At 70.4% G+C, this 21,118-nt stretch carries 18 protein-coding genes and 1 pseudogene; 6 read left to right on the forward strand and 13 right to left on the reverse strand.

Annotated features, from left to right (window positions below):
- Nucleotides 1–22 precede the first annotated feature (22 nt).
- From OIE51_RS25930 to OIE51_RS25960, 7 genes and pseudogenes are all read right to left on the reverse strand, one after another.
- Nucleotides 23–859: an alpha/beta fold hydrolase gene (locus OIE51_RS25930; protein WP_326600285.1), complete on the reverse strand. Its 837-nt coding sequence runs from the start codon at nt 857–859 to the stop codon at nt 23–25.
- An 88-nt stretch (nt 860–947) separates the two neighbouring features.
- Nucleotides 948–1,130 carry a hypothetical protein gene (locus OIE51_RS25935; RefSeq protein WP_326600286.1) on the reverse strand — a complete coding sequence of 61 codons (183 nt, stop codon included), beginning with the start codon at nt 1,128–1,130 and terminating at the stop codon, nt 948–950.
- Between the two features lie 113 nt (nt 1,131–1,243).
- Complete coding sequence (rfbB, locus tag OIE51_RS25940; protein WP_326600287.1) at nt 1,244–2,227, reverse strand: dTDP-glucose 4,6-dehydratase; 984 nt, start codon at nt 2,225–2,227, stop codon at nt 1,244–1,246.
- Nucleotides 2,228–2,259: 32 nt separating this feature from the next.
- Nucleotides 2,260–2,856, reverse strand: a pseudogene (locus tag OIE51_RS25945) (sugar phosphate nucleotidyltransferase); the annotation flags it as partial.
- Nucleotides 2,857–3,280: 424 nt separating this feature from the next.
- The gene (locus OIE51_RS25950; RefSeq protein WP_326600288.1) at nt 3,281–4,078 is read right to left on the reverse strand and encodes an SDR family oxidoreductase; all 798 of its coding nucleotides are present in this window, start codon (nt 4,076–4,078) and stop codon (nt 3,281–3,283) included.
- Complete coding sequence (locus tag OIE51_RS25955; RefSeq protein WP_326600289.1) at nt 4,075–5,736, reverse strand: FAD-binding dehydrogenase; 1,662 nt, start codon at nt 5,734–5,736, stop codon at nt 4,075–4,077. The genes OIE51_RS25950 and OIE51_RS25955 overlap by 4 nt, the downstream gene beginning before the upstream one ends.
- A complete protein-coding gene (locus tag OIE51_RS25960) occupies nt 5,733–6,371 on the reverse strand; it encodes a TetR/AcrR family transcriptional regulator (protein ID WP_326600291.1) in 639 nt (212 codons plus the stop codon). Before OIE51_RS25960 ends, OIE51_RS25955 begins: the two co-directional genes overlap by 4 nt.
- Before the next feature lie 43 nt (nt 6,372–6,414).
- On the opposite strand from OIE51_RS25960, the gene OIE51_RS25965 reads away from it, so the two are divergent.
- Nucleotides 6,415–6,666 (forward strand): hypothetical protein, encoded by a 252-nt coding sequence (locus OIE51_RS25965; RefSeq protein WP_326600293.1) that lies wholly within the window; start codon nt 6,415–6,417, stop codon nt 6,664–6,666.
- Between the two features lie 54 nt (nt 6,667–6,720).
- On the opposite strand, the gene OIE51_RS25970 is transcribed toward OIE51_RS25965, so the two are convergent.
- Nucleotides 6,721–7,587 carry a hypothetical protein gene (locus OIE51_RS25970; RefSeq protein WP_326600295.1) on the reverse strand — a complete coding sequence of 289 codons (867 nt, stop codon included), beginning with the start codon at nt 7,585–7,587 and terminating at the stop codon, nt 6,721–6,723.
- Nucleotides 7,588–7,832: 245 nt separating this feature from the next.
- Between OIE51_RS25970 and OIE51_RS25975 the strand changes: the two genes are divergently transcribed.
- Together OIE51_RS25975 and OIE51_RS25980 are read left to right on the forward strand one after the other, a co-directional pair.
- Entirely contained in the window at nt 7,833–8,072 is a 240-nt protein-coding gene (locus OIE51_RS25975; RefSeq protein WP_326600296.1) for a hypothetical protein, read from the forward strand.
- Nucleotides 8,073–8,094: 22 nt separating this feature from the next.
- The gene (locus OIE51_RS25980; protein ID WP_326600297.1) at nt 8,095–8,796 is read left to right on the forward strand and encodes a class I SAM-dependent methyltransferase; all 702 of its coding nucleotides are present in this window, start codon (nt 8,095–8,097) and stop codon (nt 8,794–8,796) included.
- A 322-nt stretch (nt 8,797–9,118) separates the two neighbouring features.
- Here the strand turns inward: OIE51_RS25980 and OIE51_RS25985 are convergent, their stop codons facing one another.
- The 3 genes from OIE51_RS25985 to OIE51_RS25995 all read right to left on the reverse strand — a co-directional run bounded on the left by OIE51_RS25985 (nt 9,119) and on the right by OIE51_RS25995 (nt 13,046).
- A complete protein-coding gene (locus tag OIE51_RS25985; protein ID WP_326600298.1) occupies nt 9,119–10,537 on the reverse strand; it encodes a CitMHS family transporter in 1,419 nt (472 codons plus the stop codon).
- Between the two features lie 152 nt (nt 10,538–10,689).
- Nucleotides 10,690–11,382 (reverse strand): DUF7342 family protein, encoded by a 693-nt coding sequence (locus OIE51_RS25990; RefSeq protein ID WP_326600300.1) that lies wholly within the window; start codon nt 11,380–11,382, stop codon nt 10,690–10,692.
- Entirely contained in the window at nt 11,379–13,046 is a 1,668-nt protein-coding gene (locus OIE51_RS25995; RefSeq protein WP_326600301.1) for a sensor histidine kinase, read from the reverse strand. The genes OIE51_RS25990 and OIE51_RS25995 overlap by 4 nt, the downstream gene beginning before the upstream one ends.
- Before the next feature lie 1,117 nt (nt 13,047–14,163).
- Between OIE51_RS25995 and OIE51_RS26000 the strand changes: the two genes are divergently transcribed.
- The 3 genes from OIE51_RS26000 (at nt 14,164) to OIE51_RS26010 (ending at nt 17,384) form a co-directional block, all read left to right on the forward strand.
- A complete protein-coding gene (locus OIE51_RS26000) occupies nt 14,164–14,952 on the forward strand; it encodes a 2OG-Fe dioxygenase family protein (RefSeq protein WP_326600302.1) in 789 nt (262 codons plus the stop codon).
- A gap of 222 nt (nt 14,953–15,174) precedes the next feature.
- Entirely contained in the window at nt 15,175–16,431 is a 1,257-nt protein-coding gene (locus tag OIE51_RS26005; RefSeq protein ID WP_326600303.1) for a hypothetical protein, read from the forward strand.
- A gap of 23 nt (nt 16,432–16,454) precedes the next feature.
- Nucleotides 16,455–17,384, forward strand: coding sequence for a phosphotransferase (locus OIE51_RS26010; RefSeq protein ID WP_326600305.1), 930 nt, complete (start codon nt 16,455–16,457; stop codon nt 17,382–17,384).
- Nucleotides 17,385–17,406: 22 nt separating this feature from the next.
- On the opposite strand, the gene OIE51_RS26015 is transcribed toward OIE51_RS26010, so the two are convergent.
- Nucleotides 17,407–18,327 carry a phosphotransferase gene (locus OIE51_RS26015; protein ID WP_326600306.1) on the reverse strand — a complete coding sequence of 307 codons (921 nt, stop codon included), beginning with the start codon at nt 18,325–18,327 and terminating at the stop codon, nt 17,407–17,409.
- Between the two features lie 10 nt (nt 18,328–18,337).
- A complete protein-coding gene (locus tag OIE51_RS26020) occupies nt 18,338–20,989 on the reverse strand; it encodes an ATP/GTP-binding protein (protein WP_326600308.1) in 2,652 nt (883 codons plus the stop codon).
- Between the last annotated feature and the right edge of the window lie 129 nt (nt 20,990–21,118).

Below are 21,118 nucleotides of genomic sequence, written 5' to 3' on the forward strand. Positions count from 1 at the left end.
CGGCGGGGCGCGGCGGGGCGCGTCATTTCGCCAGGAAGGCGAGCAGCGCGCTGTTCACCTCCTCGGCGTGGGTCCACAGCAGGCCGTGCGGGGCGCCGTCGAGCTCGACGTACTCGGCGGCCGGGAGGGCCTTGTGGAACGGCCGGCCGGTCGCGTCGACGGGCAGGATGTTGTCGGCCGTGCCGTGCAGGATCAGCGCGGGCACGTCGATGGCGGCGATGTCGGCGCGGAAGTCGGTGGGCCAGGTCAGCGGCGCCGCGGCGGCGGCGTGGAAGCCGCCTCTGGCCGCGACGTGCCGGCTGTTGCGCAGGGCCTCCTCGCTGATGCGGGTGCCCAGGTTCTCCTCCAGGTTGTAGAAGTCCCGGTAGAACGCGGTGTAGTAGGCGTACCGGTCGGCCCTGACGGTGTCGGCGATCCCCTGGAAGAACTCGATGGGGGCGGCGCCCGCCGGGTTGTCGTCCGTCGCGAGCAGGTACGGCTGCAGGGAGGCGAGGAACGCGGCCTTCGCGATCCGCTGGGAGCCGTGGGTGCCGAGGTAGCGGGCGACCTCGCCGGTGCCCATCGAGAAGCCGACGAGGACCACGTTCGTCAGGTCGAGCGTCTCCAGCACGGTGCGCAGATCGGCGGCGAAGGTGTCGTAGTCGTAGCCGGTGGTCGGCTGGGCGGACTGGCCGAAGCCGCGGCGGTCATAGGTGATCACGCGGTAGCCGGCGTCCAGCAGCGCGGCGGTCTGCTTCTCCCACGAGTGCCCGTCGAGCGGATAGCCGTGGATGAGGACCACGGGCTGCCCGCTGCCGTGGTCCTCGTAGTAGAGATCGATGTCGGTGGAGTTCTCCTGGCCCACGGTGATGTACGGCATGGCGTCCTTCCCTTCTGGTGCGCGTCGCCCCCCGGGATCATGATCATTCTCCCGGCGGGCGGGCGCGCGCCCGGCAGACGCGCGGGGGTCAGCGGCGGAGGCCGTCGAAAAGGGTGGTGACGAGGGCGTCGGCGACGGCGGCGGGGGAGTGGCCGCCGGCCGGCTCGACGCGGCGTCGGCCGACGGAAGTCCGGGCCTGGTTCCGCCTCGGCGACCTGCCGCGCGGCGACCTCGGCCGGTCCGTGCGCAGCCGCCAGGACGTCTCCGGCATCGTCGGCGACGCCCGACCGGAGACCGCGCGGATCGCGGGCCCCGCGCCGGTCACCGGTCAGGCGGCCCGAGCGGGGAGACGGCCGGGGAACGGCGGGCCCGCGCGGCGCCGTGTCACAGCGCCGCGCGGGCCTTCAGCGGCTCCCACCACCGGCGGTTGTCCCGGTACCATGCCACGGTCCCGGCCAGCGCGGTGTCGAAGTCGACGCGCGGCCGGTACCCCAGCTCGTCGCGGATCTTGCTCCAGTCCATCGAGTACCGCCGGTCGTGGCCCTTGCGGTCCTCGACGTACTCCACGCGGTCCCAGCCGGCGCCGCACGCGGCCAGCAGCCGGCGGGTCAGCTCCTCGTTGGTCAGCTCGGTGCCGCCGCCGATGTTGTAGATCTCGCCGGGCCGGCCACCCGCGCGGACCAGCTCCAGGCCGCGCACGTGGTCGTCGATGTGCAGCCAGTCCCGGACGTTGAGCCCGTCGCCGTACAGCGGCACGCTCCGCCCGTCGAGCAGGTTGGTGATGAACAGCGGGATGACCTTCTCGGGGAAGTGGTGGTGCCCGAAGTTGTTGGAGCAGCGGGTCACCCGCACGTCCAGGCCGTGGGTGCGGTGGTAGGACAGGGCCAGCAGATCCGAGGACGCCTTGGACGCGGCATAAGGGGAGTTGGGGCGCACCGGGTCCGTCTCCCGCGACGAGCCGTCGGCCCGTGAGCCGTACACCTCGTCCGTGGAGATGTGCACGAACGTCGCGACGCCGCCGCGCAGCGCCGCCTCCAGCAGGTGCTGGGTGCCCAGGACGTTGGTCGTGACGAACTCCGTGGCGCCCAGGATGGAGCGGTCCACGTGCGACTCGGCGGCGAAGTGCACCACCTGGTCGTGCCCGGCGACGACCCGGCCGACCACCTCGGCGTCCCGGATGTCGCCGTGCGCGAAGCGGAAGCCGGGGTGGCCGCGGACCGGATCGAGATTGGCCGGGTTTCCCGCGTACGTCAGGGCGTCCAGCACCGTGACAGCGACATCGCCCGGGCCGTCCGGGCCGAGCAGGGCGCGCACGTAGTGCGAGCCGACGAACCCGGCGCCGCCGGTGACCAGGACGCGGGTCGTCATGACGGGATCCGCGCCGTGCCGAAGTCGCCGAGCACCAGCCGGCGGGTGGCGTGCTCGCCCCGCCGGGGCGGCTGGATGGCGCGCACCGCCTCGTGGACGTCGGGGGCGCACCGACAGACCCCGACCAGCGCCGGGTCGCTCCTGGACCGCCGGGGCTCCTCGGTGAGGCGGACCACGCGCCCGGCGGCGTCCGGCCCGGCCCCACAGAAACAGGACGGGTCGGGCACCCGGGTGGGGAGGACCCGCGCGTCCGGCCGGGCGGCGCGGAATTCCTCCCCCCCGTCCGGGATCCCGCCGGTGATGGCATTGCCCCCGAGACACATCAGAAAGTCGTCTTCGGCGCGGAAGTCCCGCGCGATCAGCACCGCGTGGGTCAGGCTGAGCGGGGCCTCCTGCCGGAGAGAGGTGACCTCGATGCCGGATTCCGAGCCGTCGCCGACGGCTTTCCGCGCTTCTTCCGCCGTGTCCCCCACGATGATCGCGGCCTCGGTGATTCCGGCGGCGGCGATCGCTTCCAGCCCGCAGCAGAGCGGCGGCTTGTTGGCCACGGGGGCCGACTGCCGCGCCGAGGTGTGCGTGACGGGGCGCGGCCGGGTGCCCGATCCGCCCGAGCGTACGAGGGCTTTCATGGGGCGCATTTTTCCCGAGGCGGACTCGGAATTCCACAGCGGAACCCCGCATCCCGTCCCCCGATATGTCCCGCACACCCCTTTCCCGGGGCCGGCGGATCCCCGACCGGGTTCCCGCGCGCCGGCCCCTCCCGCGTGGTCCGGCGCGAGGGGGGAACGGCGCCGCGTGACCACGGTGTCCCGCCCCCCGCGCGCGACCGGCACCCGGACCGCGAGCGCCACGCTCAGCTTCGTCGTCCGCGTGCCCGGCGAGGACCTGGTCGCCGCGGTGACGCACCCCGACCCGCGCCATGGGCCGCGCCCGCGGCGCCCGCGCCCGGGTCCGGATCGCCGAGCGGCACCGGACCCACGTCCGGTCCCGACCGCGCGAACGCGAGGGCGCCGCCAGCCCGGCCCGGCGCCCGGCGGGTCAGCGCCCGGCGGGTCAGCGCAGCCCGTGGCGGCGGGCCACCATCCGTTCCACGGCGGAGCGGGGGGCCAGCCGCCGCAGCGCGAAGACGACCGGGGCGTTGCTGCCGACCGCGTAGAGCGGCCTCGGGCGCGGCGCCTCGATCGCGCGCAGCACGGTGGCGGCCACCCGGGCGGCCGAAACGCCGTCGGCCTCATTGGCGTTGAGCGCCGACAGCATCCGGTGGTACGGGTCCGTGTGCGGCGAGCCCGCCGCCAGGTACTGGGTGCGCCGCTCGCTGATGCCGGTGCTGATGGAGCCCGGCTCGACGGTCGTGATCCCGACGCCGTAGGGGGCGACCTCCCGGCGGGCGGCGTTGGCGAAGCCCTTGATCGCCGCCTTGGACGCCACATAGGAGGAGCGGTAGGCGAGCGGGAAGCTGGCCAGCATCGAGCCGACCATCACCACCCGCCCGTAGCCCCGCTCCCGCATGCCGGGCAGCAGGAGCTGGGTGAGCCGGACCGCGCCGAAGACGTTGATGCGGAACAGCCGCACGACCGCGTCCATCGGCAGCTCCTCGAACGGGCCGCTCTGGCTCTCGCCCGCGTTGTTGATCAGGATGTCGACGGTGCCCGCCGCCGCCGCGCACGCCTCGACGCTCGCCTCGTCGGCGAGGTCCAGCGCCAGATACTCCACGCCGGGCACCGGGGCCTCGATCCGGGCCGGGTCGCGGCTGGTCCCCAGCACGCGGTACCCGCGTCCGGTCAGGGCCGTGGCCACCGCCGCGCCGATGCCGGAGGACGCGCCCGTCACGAGCGCGGTGCGGCGGCTCACGCCAGGCTCCGGGCCAGCGCGCGGCCGGCGGCACGGCCGGAGAAGACGCAGCCGCCGAGGAACGTGCCCTCCAGCGCGTTGTAACCGTGCACCCCGCCACCGCCGAAGCCGGCGGCCTCGCCGGCCGCGTACAGGCCGTCGAACACCTCGCCGTCCGGCCGCACCACCTGCGAGTCGAGCGTCGTCTCCAGACCGCCGAGCGTCTTGCGGGTCAGCACCCGCAGGCGCACGGCGATCAGCGGCCCGTGCGCCGGATCGAGGAGGCGGTGCGGCTTCGCCACCCGGGTGAGCCGGTCCGGCCAGTAGGAGCGGGCGTTGTTGACCGTCATCAGCTGTAGATCCTTCGAGTAGGCGTTGCCGACCTCGCGGTCACGGGCCACGACCTGCCGTTCGACCGCGGCGAGGTCGAGGGCCGGGCCGGGCACGATCGCGTTCATGCCGTCGACCAGCTCGCGCAGCGTGCGCCGCACCACGAAGTCCTCACCGTGGTCGAGGAACGCCCGGACCGGCCCGGGCGCGCCCTTGCGCACCCGCGCCATCACGAGCTTCCAGTCCTTGCCGGTGATGTCCGGGTTCTGCTCCGAGCCGGACAGCGCGAACTCCTTCTCCACGATGGCCCGGGTGAGGAGGAACCAGGTGTGGTCGTGGCCGGTGCCCAGGATGTGCCGCAGGGTGCCGAGCGTGTCGTGGCCGGGGAACAGCGGCGCGGGCAGCCGTTTCCCGGTCGCGTCCAGCCACAGCGACGACGGCCCGGGGATGATCCGGATCGCGTGATCGGGCCAGATCGGGTCCCAGTTCTTGATGCCCTCGGTGTAGTGCCACATGCGGTCCCGGTTGACGATCGAGGCGCCCGCGCTCTCGGCGATCCCCAGCATCCGCCCGTCGACGTACGCGGGCACTCCCGTGATCATCGACTCCGGCGCGGGGCCGAGCCGTTCGACCGGCCAGCTCTCCCGAACCAGCCGGTGGTCGCCGCCGATGCCGCCGGAGGTCACCACCACGGCCTGCGCGCGCAGCTCGAACCCGCCCGCCGCCGCCCGCGACGACGCCACCCCGCGCGGCTCGGCGGACGGCACCAGCACCGTGCCGCGCACGCCCACCGCCGCGCCGTTCTCCACGATCACCTCGTCCACGCGATGCCGGTGGCGGAACGTCACCAGCCCGCGTCCGGCGGCGGCGAGCACCGGCTCGCGGAACACCCGCACCACCTCGGGCCCGGTGCCCCAGGTGAGGTGGAAGCGCGGCACCGAGTTGCCGTGCCCGGTCGCCGTGCCCGCCCCGCGCTCGGCCCAGCCGACCATCGGCGTCACCCGCAGGCCCAGGCCGTACAGATAGCTCCGCTTCTCGCCCGCCGCGAAGTCCACGTAGGCGTGCGCCCAGCGGCGGGGCCAGTGGTCCTCCCGGTCGCGGTCGAAGCCCGCCGAGCCGAGCCAGTCGGCCAGCGCGAGCTCGTGGGAGTCCTTGATGCCCATGCGCCGCTGCTCCGGGCTGTTCACGAAGAACAGACCGCCCAGCGACCAGAACGCCTGGCCGCCGAGGTTCGCCTCGTTCTCCTGGTCCACGACGATCACCCGCCGCCCCGCGCGGGTGAGTTCGTACGTCGCGGCCAGGCCGGCCAGGCCGGCCCCCACGACGATGACATCGGCGTGGTCCGTCACGGTGTCTCCTCGGTGATCGGTGTGCTGTAGGCGAGCAGGACGTGCCAGAACAGCTCCTCGCGGCGCCGCCGGGCCACGTCGCTGCCGGGCTCCAGCAGGACCTGGACGGCGGTGCCGTCGTGGACGGCGACGAGCGCCTGCCCGAGCGCGGTCTCGTCACCGACCCGGCGGCCGGAGCGGACGAGGGCCTGGACGACCAGGGGCAGCAGCGTGTCGAGAAGGGCCTGCTCCCGGGCCGCCATCACGCGGCGCAGCGGCGGATTGCGCAGCGCGTGCGCGGTGAACTCGGCCGTCACCCGGTACCAGGCGTCCTCCACGGGGATCGCGGCCAGCGCCGCCCGCAGCCCCTCCTCCGGCGCCGTCGTCGGCACCCGGGCCAGGGCGACGCGCAGATCGGCGATCATGCGCGCGGAGCGCTGCTCCCACATGGCGAGGAACAGCTCGTCCAGCGAGGAGAAGTTGGAGTAGAAGGCGCCGCGGGTGAAGCCGGCGCGGTCGCAGACCCGCTCGACGGTGGAGCGCCCGAAGCCCTCCTCGGCGAACACCTCCAGCGCGGCGTCGAGCAGCCGCTGCCGGGTCCTGGCCCGCCGCGCGGTGACCCGCCCACCGCCCGGCGCCGTCGCGGATGCCGCCATCGGCCATCACCTCTTTCGATACGTGAACGTATCCGATGCGCTCGTGCATCGACAAGGATGTGCCGGGCGGCGAGCGTCGGTCAGCGACCTGGAGGTGCGGTGCACCGAGGAGAGCGTGCGCGCCCAGGCCGACGACGCCGAGGCGTCGGCCCGTGTCCTGTGGCTGCTGCGGACCGGCGGCCCGCTGGGGCTGCTCGCCGTGGCCCTGTCGCTCTACGCGCCGGCGGCCCGGCGCGTCATGAACGATCCGGGCCGGACCGCGCCCCGCGACCCGGCCCCGGTGGAGCCGGCCTGACGCGCGCGCGTGGTGCGGAGGCCCCGCGATCGGTCGTCCGCCCTCATCATGACCTCAGCCGACACAGTGGGCGGGCTGGCAGAAGGAGCCCAGCGCCTCGTCCCGGATCTCCCGCTGGGCCGCCTGGTCGCCGGGCGGGCCGTAGATCACCATGGCGTAGAGCGTGACGCCGTCGTCCGCGACGAAACGGTGATCGAGGACGTGGCGCGGCCCCTCCTCCTCGTCGGTGTAGGTGTACTCCAGGCTCGTCGGCGCCAGCGCGTCGTCGCTTCGTCCGTCGAAGCCGATCAGCTCGTAGTCATCGGCGCCGGAGGCATTCTGACGGGCGATCACCGCGGAGTCGTACGGGGTCGGCTCCTCCTCCAGACGGAAGATCTGCAGGGTGCGGGAGGCGTCCGGAGAGGTGTAGAAGACGCTGACGCCGTCGGAGGAGCGTTCCCAGTCGACGGGCACGAACAGCGTGAAGCCCTCCTCGTCGGTGACTTCGCGATAGCCGGACGGCGGGGACGGGGTGGGTGCCTGGGTGGTCGGGGTGGGGGAGGGGGTGCCCGGCGTGGGTGCCGGGGTGGGCCCCGGGGTGGGCGCCGGAGTGGTCTCGGTCGCGGCCGGGCTCTCGCCGGCTTTGCCGGCGTCACCGCCGCTGTTCCCGTCACCGTCTCCGTCTCCGTCTCCGGCGAGGATGGCGACGACGACGACGGCGAGGGTGACGATCGCCGCGGCGAGGAACCCGAGAGCGAGCACCAGGGGGCCGCGTTTACCGGGCGGCGACGGTGGTGGCGGTGGCGGCGGTGGGGCGGACGGTAGGTGCGCGGGCCAGGCGGAGGGCACCAGGGTGGGCGGCGGCTGCGGCTGCGGCTGCGGCGGTAGCGGCCCGCCCGGCCCGGACGGTCGACTCTCGTTGTCGGACTGCCAGTTCACCATGGTCTCGTTCCCTCCCTCGGCACCGCTCAGCGGTGCAGCGTATCGGCAGTCCGTGCCTCCCGGGGACCCGCCGGCCCAGATCACCAACGGGACCGGCTCGGGCATCCGGATCGACGAACGCGACGACGCGGATGGGCGCCTCGGGGCGGATGACCCGCTGATGATCGCCGTCGCGGAACGCTGGACGGGCGCGGACCAGGCCGGAGGGGACCAGGCCGGAGGGGACGGCGGAGGTTCGGGAAGTCATGGCGGCCGTGCGGGCGGCGGAGGCGGGGCTGGAGAAGTTCCTCGCGGATGACCGGGCCGGGTTCTGCGCGGGCCGTTCGGCGACGTACCGGATGCCCGCGAAGCGGGACGCCGAGGAACGGCTGACGGCCGCTGGGGAGCGGCTTGCGGCGCTGTCGGGCGGGGCGGTGGATACCTCGTTCCCGCGGTTGGCCGGCCAAGTGCCGGACCGTCATCCCAGGCTGTGGTGCTGCCGCTGACCAACCGGGGTATACGTCAGCCGTGACCCGCCACCCCTGGACCTTCGCCGAATATCAGCCCGTGGGGGTCGACCTCGCCAGCACTCAAGCTGTCGCTGCCTACGACCGCAACCAGGGCACGGACACCGGCGCCAAAGACGCTCTGCTCGACCGCCTCGGCGTCACCGCCGCCACCCGTCTTGTCGACCTGGGTTGTGGCACTGGCGCCCTGGTGATCCGGGCCGCCGCACGCGGCGCCGAGGCGCACGGCGTGGACGTCTCCCCGCAGATGCTCGACCACGCCGCGGGGCGCGCCGAGGCCGCGGGTGTCCGCGCGCACTGGCATCGGGCCGGGTTCCTGGACTACGACCACCCCGCCCAGCGGCTCGCCGATGTCGTCACCACCACCTCCGCGCTCCACCAGCTTCCCGACTTCTGGAAACAGCAAGCCCTGCTCCGCATGGCCGCGATGCTCCGCCCCGGCGGCACGTTCTACCTGTGGGACGTCATCTACAGCTTCCGCGCGGCCGAGGCCGACCCCCATCTGGAGCGGTGGATCGAGACAGAGGGGCGGCGCCCGGGCGAGGGCTTTACCCGCGAGGATTTCGCCACCCATGTCCGCGAGGAGTTCTCCACCTACGACTGGGTTATCGAGGGCATGCTGCGCCGTGCCGGCCTGGAGATCACCGCCCGCGCCGTCCCGGCGCCGACCTATGCCGAGTACGTCTGCCGCCGCCCGGCTTGAAGAGAGGTGGTCCGGGAGGGCGGGATCAGTTCGCGGGCTTCTTCGTCCAGTTGGTGGCGGTGCCTTCGCGGGTGAGGCGCTTAGTCATGAGGGTGATTCAGGGCCCAGGTGAGGTGTGCTTCGGCGTGCTGGGGGAGGCGTTCGTCGTCTCTGACGTTGCGGCAGCGCCCACAAGCGCGCCCAAGACGGCAGCTGATCCCTGATCCCTGATCCATTGATCCGCCTGCACGACCTGCCGCGCCGACTCCCGTGGGGGGACAACGACCCGAAGCCCGTGGGTGATCCCGGCGGGGCGCCCGGGCCACCGGGTGCGTGTGATCCCTCAGACGATGCCGAAGAGGAGTGCGGCGCCGAGCACCACCAGGGAGGTCAGCGCGGCCCATTTGACGGCGTACCGGGTGTGGTCGCCGAACTCGACCTTGGCCATGCCCACCAGCACGTACACCGCCGGGACCAGCGGGCTGGACATGTGCAGGGGCTGGCCGATGAGTGAGGCGCGGGCGATCTCCTCGGGCGGGACGCCGTGCGCCGCGCCGGCTTCGCTCAGGATCGGGACGATGCCGAAGTAGAAGCCGTCGTTGGACATGAAGTACGTGAAAGGGATGCTCAGCAGACCGGTGACCAGGCCCATGTGCGGGCCCAGACCGTCGGGGATGGCGTCGACCAGGCGGAGGGCCATGTTCTCGACCATGCCGGTGCCGGTGAGGACGCCGGTGAAGACGGCGGCGGCGAACACCATGCCGGCGACGTTGAGGACGTTCTCCGAGTGGGCGGCGATGCGGGCCTTCTGGTCCCGCATGTCCGGGAAGTTGATGCTGAGGGCGATCGCGGCGCCGAGCAGGAACAGCACCGGGATGGGCAGCGTCTGCAGGATCATCAGGGTGAGCAGGGCGACGGTGAGGCCCGCGTTGACCCAGTAGAGCCGGGGGCGCAGGGTGGCTCGCTCCGGGTCCAGACCGGCGGGCTCCCCGGAGTCGTCCGCGGCGGATCCGCCGCCCGTGACCGGCTTCGCCTTCCCCGCGCCGCTCCCGGCACCGGCACCGGCCGCGACCCCCACCGTCGCCACGGTTTCCGCTTCCGCTTCCGCCCCGGCGCCGCCCCGCTCCGCCGGGTGGTCGAGTGTCAGCACACCCAGCCGCCTGCGCTCCCGCAGGCCGAGGACCCAGGCGAGGAGGAAGACGAAGAGGAGACCGGCTCCGAGAGCGGGGATCATCGGCACGAAGATGTCACCGGTGTCGAGATGGAGCGCCGTGGCGGCACGTGCGGTCGGGCCGCCCCAGGGGAGGGTGTTCATGACGCCGTTGGCGGTGGCGGCCACGGCGGTCAGGACCAGCAGGTTCATCCCGAGCCTGCGATACAGCGGCAGCATGGCCGACACCGTGATCATGAACGTGGTGGAGCCGTCGCCGTCCAGCGAGACGACCGAGGCGAGCAGGGCGGTGCCGAGCACGATCCGCATCGGGTCGGCCTTGCAGAACCGCAGGATGATCCGGACGATCGGGTCGAACAGCCCGACGTCGATCATCACGCCGAAGTAGATGATCGCGAACATCAGCATCGCGGCGGTGGGTGCCAGCTGGCCGATGCCGTCGATGACGTAGTCCCCGAGGTGCGCGCCCTGCCCGACGAGGACGCAGAACAGCGCCGGTATCAGGATGAGCGCCCCCAGCGGGGACATCTTCTTCGTCATGATCAGCGCCAGGAATGTCGCGATCATGGCGAAGCCGAGGAATGCGAGCATATCGGCCACCTAACGTTCGCCTTTGAACCACCACCGTGACGACGGCTCGATGACTGTAGGACCGGCCGATCTGGCGTCACAAGACATGAAGGCGTAGGAAATATGCGCAAAACCCCAGGCCAGAGTGGTGCCGTGGCTCCGGACCGCGACCGTCAGGGAGTCGGCACCCACGCGTATCGGTGCTCGGGCCGACCCGCTTCCCCGTACCTGAGGGTGAGGCGGAGGCGGCCGGCTCGCTCCAGGTACTTCAGATAGCGCTGGGCGGTGGAGCGGCTCAACCCCGTCCGTTCGGCGACCTCGTGCGCGGACAGCGGCTGCCCGGCCTCTTCCAGGACGCGGCGGACTCGATCCGCCGTCGGCGCGGAATGGCCCTTGGGCAGCACGGCGGGAACGGCCTCGGGCGTTCCGAAGGCGCCGAAGATGCGGTCCACCTGCTCCTGGCCGGCCTCTCCGCTCCCGCCGACCCCCGCGACAGTGCGGCGCAGCGCCGCGTATCCGTCGAGCTTGCCGCGGAGTCCGGCGAAGGTGAACGGCTTGACCAGGTACTGCAGCGCGCCGTACCGCATCGCGGCCTGGACGGTCGCCACGTCGCGGGCCGCCGTCACCATGATCACATCGGCGTGGAGGCCGTGCTGCCGCATCCGCCGCACCAGGCCGAGGCCGGTCCCGTCCGGCAGGTAGTGGTCGAGCAGCACGAGATCGATGGGGCCGTTCTCCAGGACGGCCAGTGCCTCGGCGGCGGTGTGGGCGCGGGCGGCGACCCGGAACCCGGGCACCTTGTTCACGTACGCCGCGTTGATCCGGGCGACGCGGTCGTCGTCCTCCACCACCAGGACGTCGATCACCGTGCCTCCTCCGCCGAGGTGAACCGCGCCCCGCCGACCGCTTCGTCGCGAAGCGCCTCGGGCAGGACGACCGTGAAGACCGCGCCGCCTCCCGTGCGCTCGGTCACCCGCACCGTACCGCCGTACCGCTCGGCGAGCCGCCGCACGAGGGCCAGGCCGAGGCCCCGGCTGCGGTGCGCCGGGGAGCGTTTGGTCGACCAGCCCTCGGCGAAGACCCGCTGCCGCATACCGGGCGGCACACCCGGCCCGGTGTCGGAGACCCGCAGGACGGCGGTGGTTCCCTCGGCACGCAATTCGACCTCGACGAACGGACCGTCGACGAACGGACCGCCGACGACGGAGGGGTCTTCGCGGCGGTCCGCGACAGCGGCGTCCAGCGCGTTGTCGATCAGGTTGCCGAGCACGGTCACCACGTCACGCGGATCGATCGCCCGGTCGGGCAGCAGCGTCGCGTCGGAGATCCGCAGGGCCACGCCGCGTTCCGCCGCGACGGCCGACTTGCCGACCAGCAGCGCCGCCGCCAGGGGGTCACGCACGCGCTCCGCGACCTGCTCGGCCGAGGAACACCGGGCGTCGGCCAGCTCGGCGACGTAGTCCGCCGCCTCCTCGTACAGCTCCAGTTCGAGCAGCCCGAGCAGGGTGTGCAGCCGGTTCGCGTGCTCGTGATCCTTGGCGCGCAGCGCGTCGAGCAGCCCTTGGGTGGAGTCCAGCTCGCGGCCGAGCAGCTCCAGCTCGGTGCGGTCGCGCAACGTGGCCACCGCCCCGCCGTCGCCGGTCGGCATCCGGTTGGCGACCAGCACCCGGCCGCCGCTGACGGTCAGCAGGTCGGGCCCGGTGACCCGGCCGGCCAGCACATCGGTTGTCCGGCCCGGCGGCAGGACCTCGTCCAGGGCGCGCCCGACCGCGTTCGCGCCGAGACCGAGCAGCCGCCGCGCCTCGTCGTTGACGAGGCGGATATGGCCGCTCGCGTCGATCGCCACGACGCCCTCCCGGATGCCGTGCAGCATCGCCTCCCGTTCGTCGAGCAGCGCGGAGATGTCGGCGAACGTGAGTCCGCGCGTGCCGCGCCGCACCCGGCGCGAGACGCCGACCGCGGCGAGGGCTCCCACGGCGAGTGCCAGGCCCGCGTACCGCAGCAGGCCCGGGATCGAGCCGAGCAGCCGCTCGCGCACGCTGTCGTACGCGATGCCGACGGACACCGCGCCGACGATCCGCCCGCCGCTGTCGCGCAGCGGCACCTTGGCCCGGGCCGAGCGGCCCAGCGTCCCGCTGTCGACCTCCCGCACCTCTTCGCCGGAGAGGACGGGGCCCGGGTCGGTGGAGACCGGTTCGCCGATCCGGCGGGAATCGGTGTGCGACCAGCGAATGCCGTGGGTGTCCATGATCACGACGTACAGCGCCCCGGTGGCCTGCCGGATCCGCTCGGCGGTGGTCTGCACGGGTCCGTCCGGGCGGGGCTCGGTGGTGAGCAGATCCCGGGCCGTGTCCGGCTCGGCGGCGGTGGCCTGGGCGATGGACAACGCCCGGTGCGTCGCCTGGTCGTCGAGCTGGTCGCCGAGCGGGGCGAGAAAGAGGCCGGTGGCGAACACGGTGACCCCGGCGGTGATGGCCAGCTGCGTCAGCAGGACCTGTGCGGAGACGCTGCGCGGCCACCGGATGCGCATGTGGCCACTCCCGCCTGCTCCGACCCTCCGCGATCCCGCGGAGCGAGACCCATTCGTTACCCGGCCCCGCGCACGCACTCTAATCGGCCGTGCCCGCCGCCGTCAGCCCTCCTCCACCGCTCGCCCATGCCTCGCCCGCGCGCACTCCCGGACGCGGTCGCCGGGATCGCGGTCCACGCCGTCTCCGTCGGTCAGAGCACACGACAGTGGGGCGGGCCACCCGGCGAGGGGCCCGCGGCGGCGGGTTCTCCTCCCCACACGCATACGGATTCCCCGTGGGCGGCTCGGGCGAGGCTGCGGATCCGGCCCTGGCAGACAGCGCGGCGACAATGGCCCTGCGGTGCTCAGCGGGCATGACGCACGCCGTTTCCGCGGGGGAGAATAATGCCCCGACGCGCGTCAGGCATCGCCGTATTCTCATAGGCCCGGTGGGGAGAAAGAGGGGATTGGATAGTGGAGTGTCAGTCGAGACGAGAACATCCTCATAACGGGGGGATATTTCACTCATGAATCTTGCTGGGATTCAGCGGTTTGGGAGACACTGGTCATCGATTTGCGGGCCCTGGTGAGCCAGCCAACAGTATTTCGGATAAGTTCCCGACCGTGTGCAGCGGATGGTTCGTGTGCCTGTTTCGCGGGCGTCCCGGTAGCGAGTAGCGGAGGAGCGATGGGGCCGACGGCGGATGTGGTGGCACGGTGTCCGCATGCCCCACGTGCGGGGCCGCCTCCGGCCGGCCATCACCCAGCCGACCCTCAGCGACGCCGAAGGCGCTGACTCGCGCCGCGCATGGTGTTCGGCGGGCGGCCCCATCCGGCGTGAACGCACCTGTTCTGAAGCATTTCCACTTCCTTGGGACGGCCATGATCCGGATCTTCCGCCGGATTCATGTACCTCGGCACGCCTGGGGGCGGAGGCTGGCGACTCTGTCCCTGCACCGCCCGATCATGCTGGACGCAGGCGTCGGCGTGTGACATAGAAACCGGTGCGGGTGGCGCCTCTGAAGGCGTCAGGTGTATGGCGTCACGAAGCGGTAGTTCTCACCCACACGGTGGCCGGAAGAAGCCATCGACTGAGTTCCGACAGGCATGTTCGCAGGAGGCCAGGGGGGAGACAGCGGTGCCCGATGATGAGTTCGACCCGGCTCGACTGGTGACCAAAGATGTCGCGCGGAAGCTCTCCGAGGAGGGGTGGGTCTTTGTACCGGGGGAACGGATCGCCCTTGCGGGGGAAGCCTCAGCGTTCCAGGCCGAATCCCACAGTACTTGGGAGGGTCTTCCTGCCGACCCCTACACGTCTGCGGGGACGGGCCGGTACCGGCGCTACAGCAGGTGGGTCTGGGAAGGAACCTCGCGAGCGAGCGGCCTCGGCGGCACTCTTCTCGCGGCCCGTCACCTGCCGTACCACCAAGCACCCGAAATCAACCCACTCGTGGGTGGTGTGCACCGCACCTTCCCGCCCCTGCCGGAATCGGTGCGCGACAGCGCTCTGCTGAGGACCCTGCTGCGCTTCGATCTGGCGGCAGCCGGGGCAGGGCCGGGCCGCTGGGAGGTGGATGTGCACATGGTGCGCATCGTGCCGGGGCCTGGTGGGCTGGGACAGCCGGCTCCGGAAGGAGTGCACAAAGACGGCCTGGATGTCGTCGCGATTCACCTTGTCGAGCTTCGGGGACTGGAGGGAGGGGTGAGCAGCGTATTCGACGACTTCGGACAAGAACGCGGGCGCGTGCGGCTGGAGAGCTGCCTGGACTCGCTGTTGGTGGATGACCGTCGGCTGACGCACTTCACCACGCCAGTCGTTCGGTCGGCCCGGGGCGCTGACGGCAGCCCGGTCCAGGCATGGCGTGATGTGCTCCTGGTGGGTCTGCGCCGCTCGGAGAACGGGGAGCGCCCGGCGCGTCGTTCGTAATCGGGTAGCCACACCTGGGCGAGCCCGCGCGGGGCCCGGACTCGCCCACCATACTTATTACCTTTCCGGGCAGGCGAGTTGGGCCAGACGTGCTAGCGTGGGCACCTTCCGAAGCGGCTTACCGTCCCGAGTATGTGATTCGAGCTTGCCGGGAAGATCCGGGGACCACGGGATGCGGTGGAGGTTCGCTGGAACGTCTACAGAATCACGGAACCCGATGACATGACCAATGACAACGTGAATTTTCGTGAGTCAATGGGTGGGGATTCAGGCGATTCGGCACGTGACGGTGCGAACGCCCAGCGCTTCTTCGACGATCTCGGCCGTCGGCAGGCCGCAAGAGATGCCCAGGACCGTTCGACGTTGATCGACTGTCTTAACGAAGGTCTCCGGTTAGCACATGAGCATCACCTGGGACTCGGGTGGCTCGTGGATGCGGCCTACGCCTATGTCGGGGATCACGTCTGGGAGGGCACGCTTTGCCCTCGGGTGCCAGGCGTCAAGGTGGATTCCGCCGTACCGATCACAACGGCTGGCCAGGCCCTGGCCATCGCACTTGTCGCCGTGGTCGAACGTCAGCATAGGCATCGCGGTGGCACGGAGGCCGTCCTGCGGCGCTGTTTGGACGTCGCGTTGCTGGACGGTGAGGCTCGGGACTTGGTGGCTTACTTCCACGCTGAGACGACCCGGGACCTGGGGCGGGTCACCGAGTCGGAAGGCGAACTACGGGAACTCGTGGTCCGGGGGGCGAGGCTCGCCGACACAGCCAGGAAGGGCCTGATCCATCTGCAGCGAAGGGCCGGCCGCTTCCGCGACATCAACGCCGATCTGACCGGCGTGGTCCCAGCGCCCGTCTGGTCCCGGCTCGCTGGAGACCTCTGGTGGACCCAGGCGTGCTTCGAGCGCGCTGATGAGTGCTATGTGGCTGCGCGTGACCAAGCATGGTCATGCGGAGCGGTGGGCGAAGCCGCCCTTTCCGAAGCATGCCGTGGTTTCGCCGCCGGATTTGGGGAGCCGGGCACGGCGGAGCGGGTCATCGAGTCCGCTCGGGATTTGCTCAGTGCGGTGGACATCACCTGGGCCGGACTTCAGGTCGCCCTCGGCGAGCTCCTCACGACCGCGGGTGCCGATGGCGACTTCCACGCCAAGTGCGACGAGATCGCCGTCAGGGCACGCTCCGCCGGGCTCAGCTCCAGCGCTGCCTATGCGGAGCTCGCCCGCGGCTTCCACTGCTCGGTTCGGCGTGACCGCGCCGGGATCGCTGTCGCTCGGGACGCTCTGCGTCAGCATGCGAGAAGCGGACAATTCGGCTACCTTCTTGAGATCGTTCGCTTCTGCTCCACAGGGGACGGTGGAGAAGACGGTGAAGAAGACCTTGCCGTTGCTTCCGACTGGATCGACGGCGTGGAAATTACCGCGGCTCGCTGGCGTGACACGGTCGAGCGGCGGCGTACATACCTGAACCGTGATCATGCCTGAGGGACAACCAGGAACCCATTAATATGGCCCATTACACCAAGCTCGATGTCTCCACGATCCAACGTCTGTGCGCCGCTTTCGGACTGGTCGTCCACCACGCCGAGAGCCTGGACGGAGGAATGGCCAATTCGAGCTACCTGACCCGGGGACCTCAGGGACTTCACGTTCTGACGGTGCTCGACAATCACGATCCTGATTCCGCACGGAACTTGGGAAACCTCTTGCGCCACCTGAACGGCGAGGGCGTGTCGACACCAGCCCCACTCATTACCTCCGACGGTGCGATCATCGCTGTCCACGAGAGGCGTCCGGTGATGGTCAGGCCCTATGTGGCGGGTAGGTGCCACAAGGTGCTACCGGGACGTCTCCTTCCCGCAGTCGGCGCCGCGCTCGCCGTCGTGCATGGCATGCCTGTGGACGGTGTCCCCGCTGTTCCCTTCCAGGGCCGACGACTGCCCGTCGAGGCGCGTCTCCACTGGGGGACCTTCCGCGACCGCGGCTTCGCCGCCTGGTTGTCGGCCACGTGGCCGGAGGTCGACCCCACCAGGTGGGGAGGCACCAAGGCTGTCCTTGTGCACGGCGACCTGTTCGCTGACAACATCGTGGTCGCTGGTGAGGAACTGGTCATCCTTGACTGGGAGACTGCCTCCGTGGACGATCCCCTCATCGATCTGGGTATGTGCGTTGTCGGGCTCTGCCACGTCGAAGGACGATTCCGCCCCGATCGCGCACGGCTCCTCTTCCGCGGCTACCGGGCAGCCGCTGGGAGGCCGAAGTATGGTTCCGGCGACTTGTATCGAGCCGCCGTCTACGCCGCAGTGGTCATCGCACATCACCGATATGTGCGGCACCACGTCACGCATCCCGACCCGGCTTATCAGCATCTCTACCGTGAAATGCCACCATTCGTCGAGCAAATGCGCGCGGAGTGGATGCCCTCCCTTTCCGTCTGATGGGCGGCGCGGACCAGATGCCTCAGACTGTGAACGACAGCTGCTCGGCCACGTCGGCGATGTCCATCATCTCCCTGAACATCTGGGCCTTCGCCATATCGGGGAACCGAACATTGTGCCGGTGGTAACGATGAAAGGCGATGATCAGTGCGGCATGTTGTACCGCTCGGGGTAGTTGTCGCAGGTCCCCGTCCTCCAGGTCACCGGCCTCGCGGTATCCGACGATGAACTCCCCCGCTCGCTCCTGTGACAGTGCTTCCCCCACCCGGGCATGCCCGACCAGGGCCATGCCGATGTCCAGGAGAGGGTCATCGACCGTCGCGGTCTCCCAGTCGAGAATCGCCAGGCTGCCGTCAGGGCGCACGACGATGTTGTCGGCATGGAAGTCGCCGTGCACGAAGCAGTGCCTTCGCCGCGTGCCGTCCATGCGGGGAGACCGCTTCAGGTGGCGTCTCAGCCACTGGGCGAAATCCTGGTCGGGGAAGGTGTCGATCGCTCGAAGGTGAGCGTCGGACAGTCGACGGGTTCCGATCGGAAGGCGAAGGCCGTCGCTTCGCGTCCGATGCAACTGGGCAAGCAGCCGCCCCGCCGGCCGGAGAAGTGCGACGGGCAGTTCCTCGAGGGTCCTGCCCGGCAACCAGCGTTTGAGGACAGTCGGCCGACCGTGCATGTCGGTCACCCGGGTGCCGGCGAGGGACGGAACGACTTCGCTGGTCGGCACGCTTCGCCGCCAGAGTTCCGTATTCAGTCCTGCCAGCCGCTCGGCACCAGCGAGATCATGATTGTCCAGCACAGTCAGCACATACTTCCCCTGTGCCGCCGTCGCCAGGAAGCTGGAATTGGCCATTCCCCCCTCGAGCGGAGCGAGGTGGAGCTCGTCGAGGCCGTATCGTCCGGCGATCAGCGGCTGGTCGACGTCGGCGAGCGTCGTGTAGGAGGCCATGACCGCATTATCACCGCGTCGGAGTGATATGCCGACGGCGTCCGATGACAAGTCCTGACCATCGGTCAGCGGTTCGTTCCCGGCCATCGATCCACTGGGCCCGATGCAGGTGATGGGGGGGCTCCGACCCCGTCATGAAGTAGGACAGCTCGAGTAGGTAGGCGAACTCCGCGCCGCGTACGCATCGCTGCAACTGGGAACGCGCTGTCGCGATCAGGGACACCTCTCCAGTGATTACCGCGTGAAAGCAGAGGGCGAACCGGGCATACGCGATGGATGACGATAAACCGCCGACCTCGGCCTCTCTCACCACCGCCTCCGCGCGGTCCTGCACGTCACCATCATTCCCGGCGTCACGCAGCAGCTCCGCGATGCTCACCTGCACGGTTGCCCAGCGGATGTCTGCTTGACCGAGCATCGACCGCGCTCTGTCGATCTGCTCCTGAGCTCGTTGCCGATCCTGGAAGGCAGCGGCGAATGCCAGGCATGCCTGGCTAAGGGCCGCTTCACCATAGAGCCGCTGCTCCTCGGCCTCGTCACGGCCTGCGGCATAGGCGGCGCAGGAGGCGGCGATGTCGCCCTGAGTCCACCACAGGTCGCCCAATACTCTCTGTTTTCTCCCATCGGGACCCAGGCGGTTGGCGGCGTCCAGTACGTCGGGAAACCGGCCGAGGCGTCGGCTGAGATGAGCCAGCCCACGGGCGGCCCGCCCGGCCAGCCGGGCGTTGGCTTGGACGACATGCCGCATCCCGGCGGCCGATGCGTCCAAGTGCCCGAGATCGCGAGCGCACTCCGCCAGGTGATACCTGGCGAGCTCGTCCGCAGCCGCGGGAAGCAGGCCCGACTCGATAACTGTCTCCAGAACCTCGGCGGTTCGCTGCCGGTGGACATGTTGACGGCTGGCAACGGTGTGCAGGACGACGGCCAGGGCTTCGGGGGGACTACCGATCCGTGTCGGGTTGAAGTCCAGATCGATCGGTTCCCATACGGAGTCCTCGATATAGGAGAAGGCGGCGGCCGTCAGCCAGTCCGGGTCCAACCGGAAGTCCCGGGCCAACCGTAAGCCTTGACGTAGGCAGGCCATGAGCACCTTGCGATCGCCGCACGGCTCGGCCCGAGCCAACTCCCGGCCCAGTGCGTCAAACGCGCGCTGCGCTGCGCGCCTCCAGTCAGCCGCACTCCAGCGGTCCTCACTGTCGGCATCGGTGTCACGGATCGCATCCCGCAGGAGATCATGCAGATGATATGGCCACGGAGCGGAGGGGTCCTGGTCGATGAAAGGGCGCTCGACCAAGTGCAGTGCGGGAGTGTCCCGGTCGTAGCCGGCGACTGCCGTCGCGAGTTCCACGGAGAACGAGTCCAGCAGGCTCACTCCCCGCAGCAACTGGCGTTCCTCAGAGGACAGATCGCGGAAGGTACGGGCGACCAGTGCCGGAAAGTCGAGGTTGAACTCCTCGGGGCTCGGGTGCCGATCCCGCTGCTGGTACAGATCAAGGAAGCGCATGACGGCCAGATCCAGGTACAGCGGCAAGCCCCTGGAATGCGAGATCACCTGTTGCCTGGTCGAGTGGCCCATCAGAGGCTCTCCGTCCTGCGTCAGCCGACGGCACAGATATTCATCGCAGTCCTGGGCCGACAGATAGCCGACCCGGTGCTGCCGAGGATCCTGTGTCGCCCCGGGCACCAGGAACGGCCAGGCACGTGGCCCTGTCCAGTCCAGTTGTCCCTCCAGACGCCCCTCGTCCCACTGCAGTCGGTTCCGTCCGGTGATCACGAACAGGGCGTTGGGCATCAGCCAGACAACCCGCTGAATCAGACGTTCCAACTCTCGATGGGCGCGGCTGCCCACGTCCTCGAACGTATCCAGTAACACGACGGGCAGCGCGGCCTGTTCAGCCGGTAATTGGGCGAGGTCCCAAGCGAGCAGGTGAGCGTAATAGCTGAGCGTCTCCAGGTCCGGCTCGGCCTCCAGCAGGTCCGGCAGTCTGCGGCATCGCGCCAGCGCGCGTACTTGCTGACGGTGTTCTCGAAGCGCCCGCACAATGGTCCGCAGCCCCCGGCCCACAACGTTGCCGACCGTCCCGGGCAGCAGAAACGCCTGCGCGAGGTCGGCGAGGGCGGACTCCATCTGCGCCGACAGGCTCATCGAGTCCGACAGACGCCCGAGGAACCTGCTTCCGTGCAGATACTCATCGAGCGTCTGGCCGGGATGGTTCGCCTCCCACCAACGGCGCAGGGCCAAGTCGAACGCCGGCATCGGCCGTCCCAGTCGTGCGACGGTCAACCGCAACGCGAGCATCAGCGTCTCGAAGTCCGTTCCGGCCTGTCGGGACAGGTCGATCCGTACCGGCAACAGGCGCGCGGGGAGATCGAGAAGCGGCGGCCAGTGATTCGGTCCCCCCTCGCCTCCCGCAAGCTTCTCCGCGGCGTTGTGCGACAGGCTTGTCTTGCCGATGCCACCGACACCGTAGAACATCAGAACGTTACGGCGCGGCTCCTCGAAGTCCTCGACGTCGAATCCCGGGTCGCTCATCCCCGCCACACAGGCCGTTACGCTACGGGCGATGGCCTCCCACTCGTCCTCTCTGTCGGAGAACACTTCCTCGGCCGACAGATCGGGACTGTTGGAACGGAACAGCGTGCGCAGATCGCGCCGCGTCATGAACCCCCCACGGATATTCGTCTGTGCTGGCCCGATTCCCCTGCGTGTACCAGTCTTCGGCATGCTCTGAGGGCGGCGCAACACACACTCCGGCCATTCGACCCCGTTCCGGTGTGAACGTCAGCGACA

Origin of the sequence: Streptomyces sp. NBC_01803 (assembly GCF_035917415.1) — a bacterium.
GTDB lineage: Bacteria > Actinomycetota > Actinomycetes > Streptomycetales > Streptomycetaceae > Streptomyces.

Excerpts from the sequence above, each read along its gene's own strand:
- OIE51_RS25930 (WP_326600285.1), bottom strand. The coding sequence starts at position 859 with ATGCCGTACATCACCGTGGGCCAGGAGAACTCCACCGACATCGATCTC.
- OIE51_RS25935 (WP_326600286.1), bottom strand. The coding sequence starts at position 1,130 with ATGCCGGAGACGTCCTGGCGGCTGCGCACGGACCGGCCGAGGTCGCCG.
- rfbB (WP_326600287.1), bottom strand. The coding sequence starts at position 2,227 with ATGACGACCCGCGTCCTGGTCACCGGCGGCGCCGGGTTCGTCGGCTCG.
- OIE51_RS25960 (WP_326600291.1), bottom strand. The coding sequence starts at position 6,371 with ATGGCGGCATCCGCGACGGCGCCGGGCGGTGGGCGGGTCACCGCGCGG.
- OIE51_RS25970 (WP_326600295.1), bottom strand. The coding sequence starts at position 7,587 with ATGGTGAACTGGCAGTCCGACAACGAGAGTCGACCGTCCGGGCCGGGC.
- OIE51_RS25975 (WP_326600296.1), top strand. The coding sequence starts at position 7,833 with ATGGCGGCCGTGCGGGCGGCGGAGGCGGGGCTGGAGAAGTTCCTCGCG.
- OIE51_RS25985 (WP_326600298.1), bottom strand. The coding sequence starts at position 10,537 with ATGCTCGCATTCCTCGGCTTCGCCATGATCGCGACATTCCTGGCGCTG.
- OIE51_RS25995 (WP_326600301.1), bottom strand. The coding sequence starts at position 13,046 with ATGCGCATCCGGTGGCCGCGCAGCGTCTCCGCACAGGTCCTGCTGACG.
- OIE51_RS26005 (WP_326600303.1), top strand. The coding sequence starts at position 15,175 with ATGACCAATGACAACGTGAATTTTCGTGAGTCAATGGGTGGGGATTCA.
- OIE51_RS26010 (WP_326600305.1), top strand. The coding sequence starts at position 16,455 with ATGGCCCATTACACCAAGCTCGATGTCTCCACGATCCAACGTCTGTGC.
- OIE51_RS26015 (WP_326600306.1), bottom strand. The coding sequence starts at position 18,327 with ATGGCCTCCTACACGACGCTCGCCGACGTCGACCAGCCGCTGATCGCC.
- OIE51_RS26020 (WP_326600308.1), bottom strand. The coding sequence starts at position 20,989 with ATGACGCGGCGCGATCTGCGCACGCTGTTCCGTTCCAACAGTCCCGAT.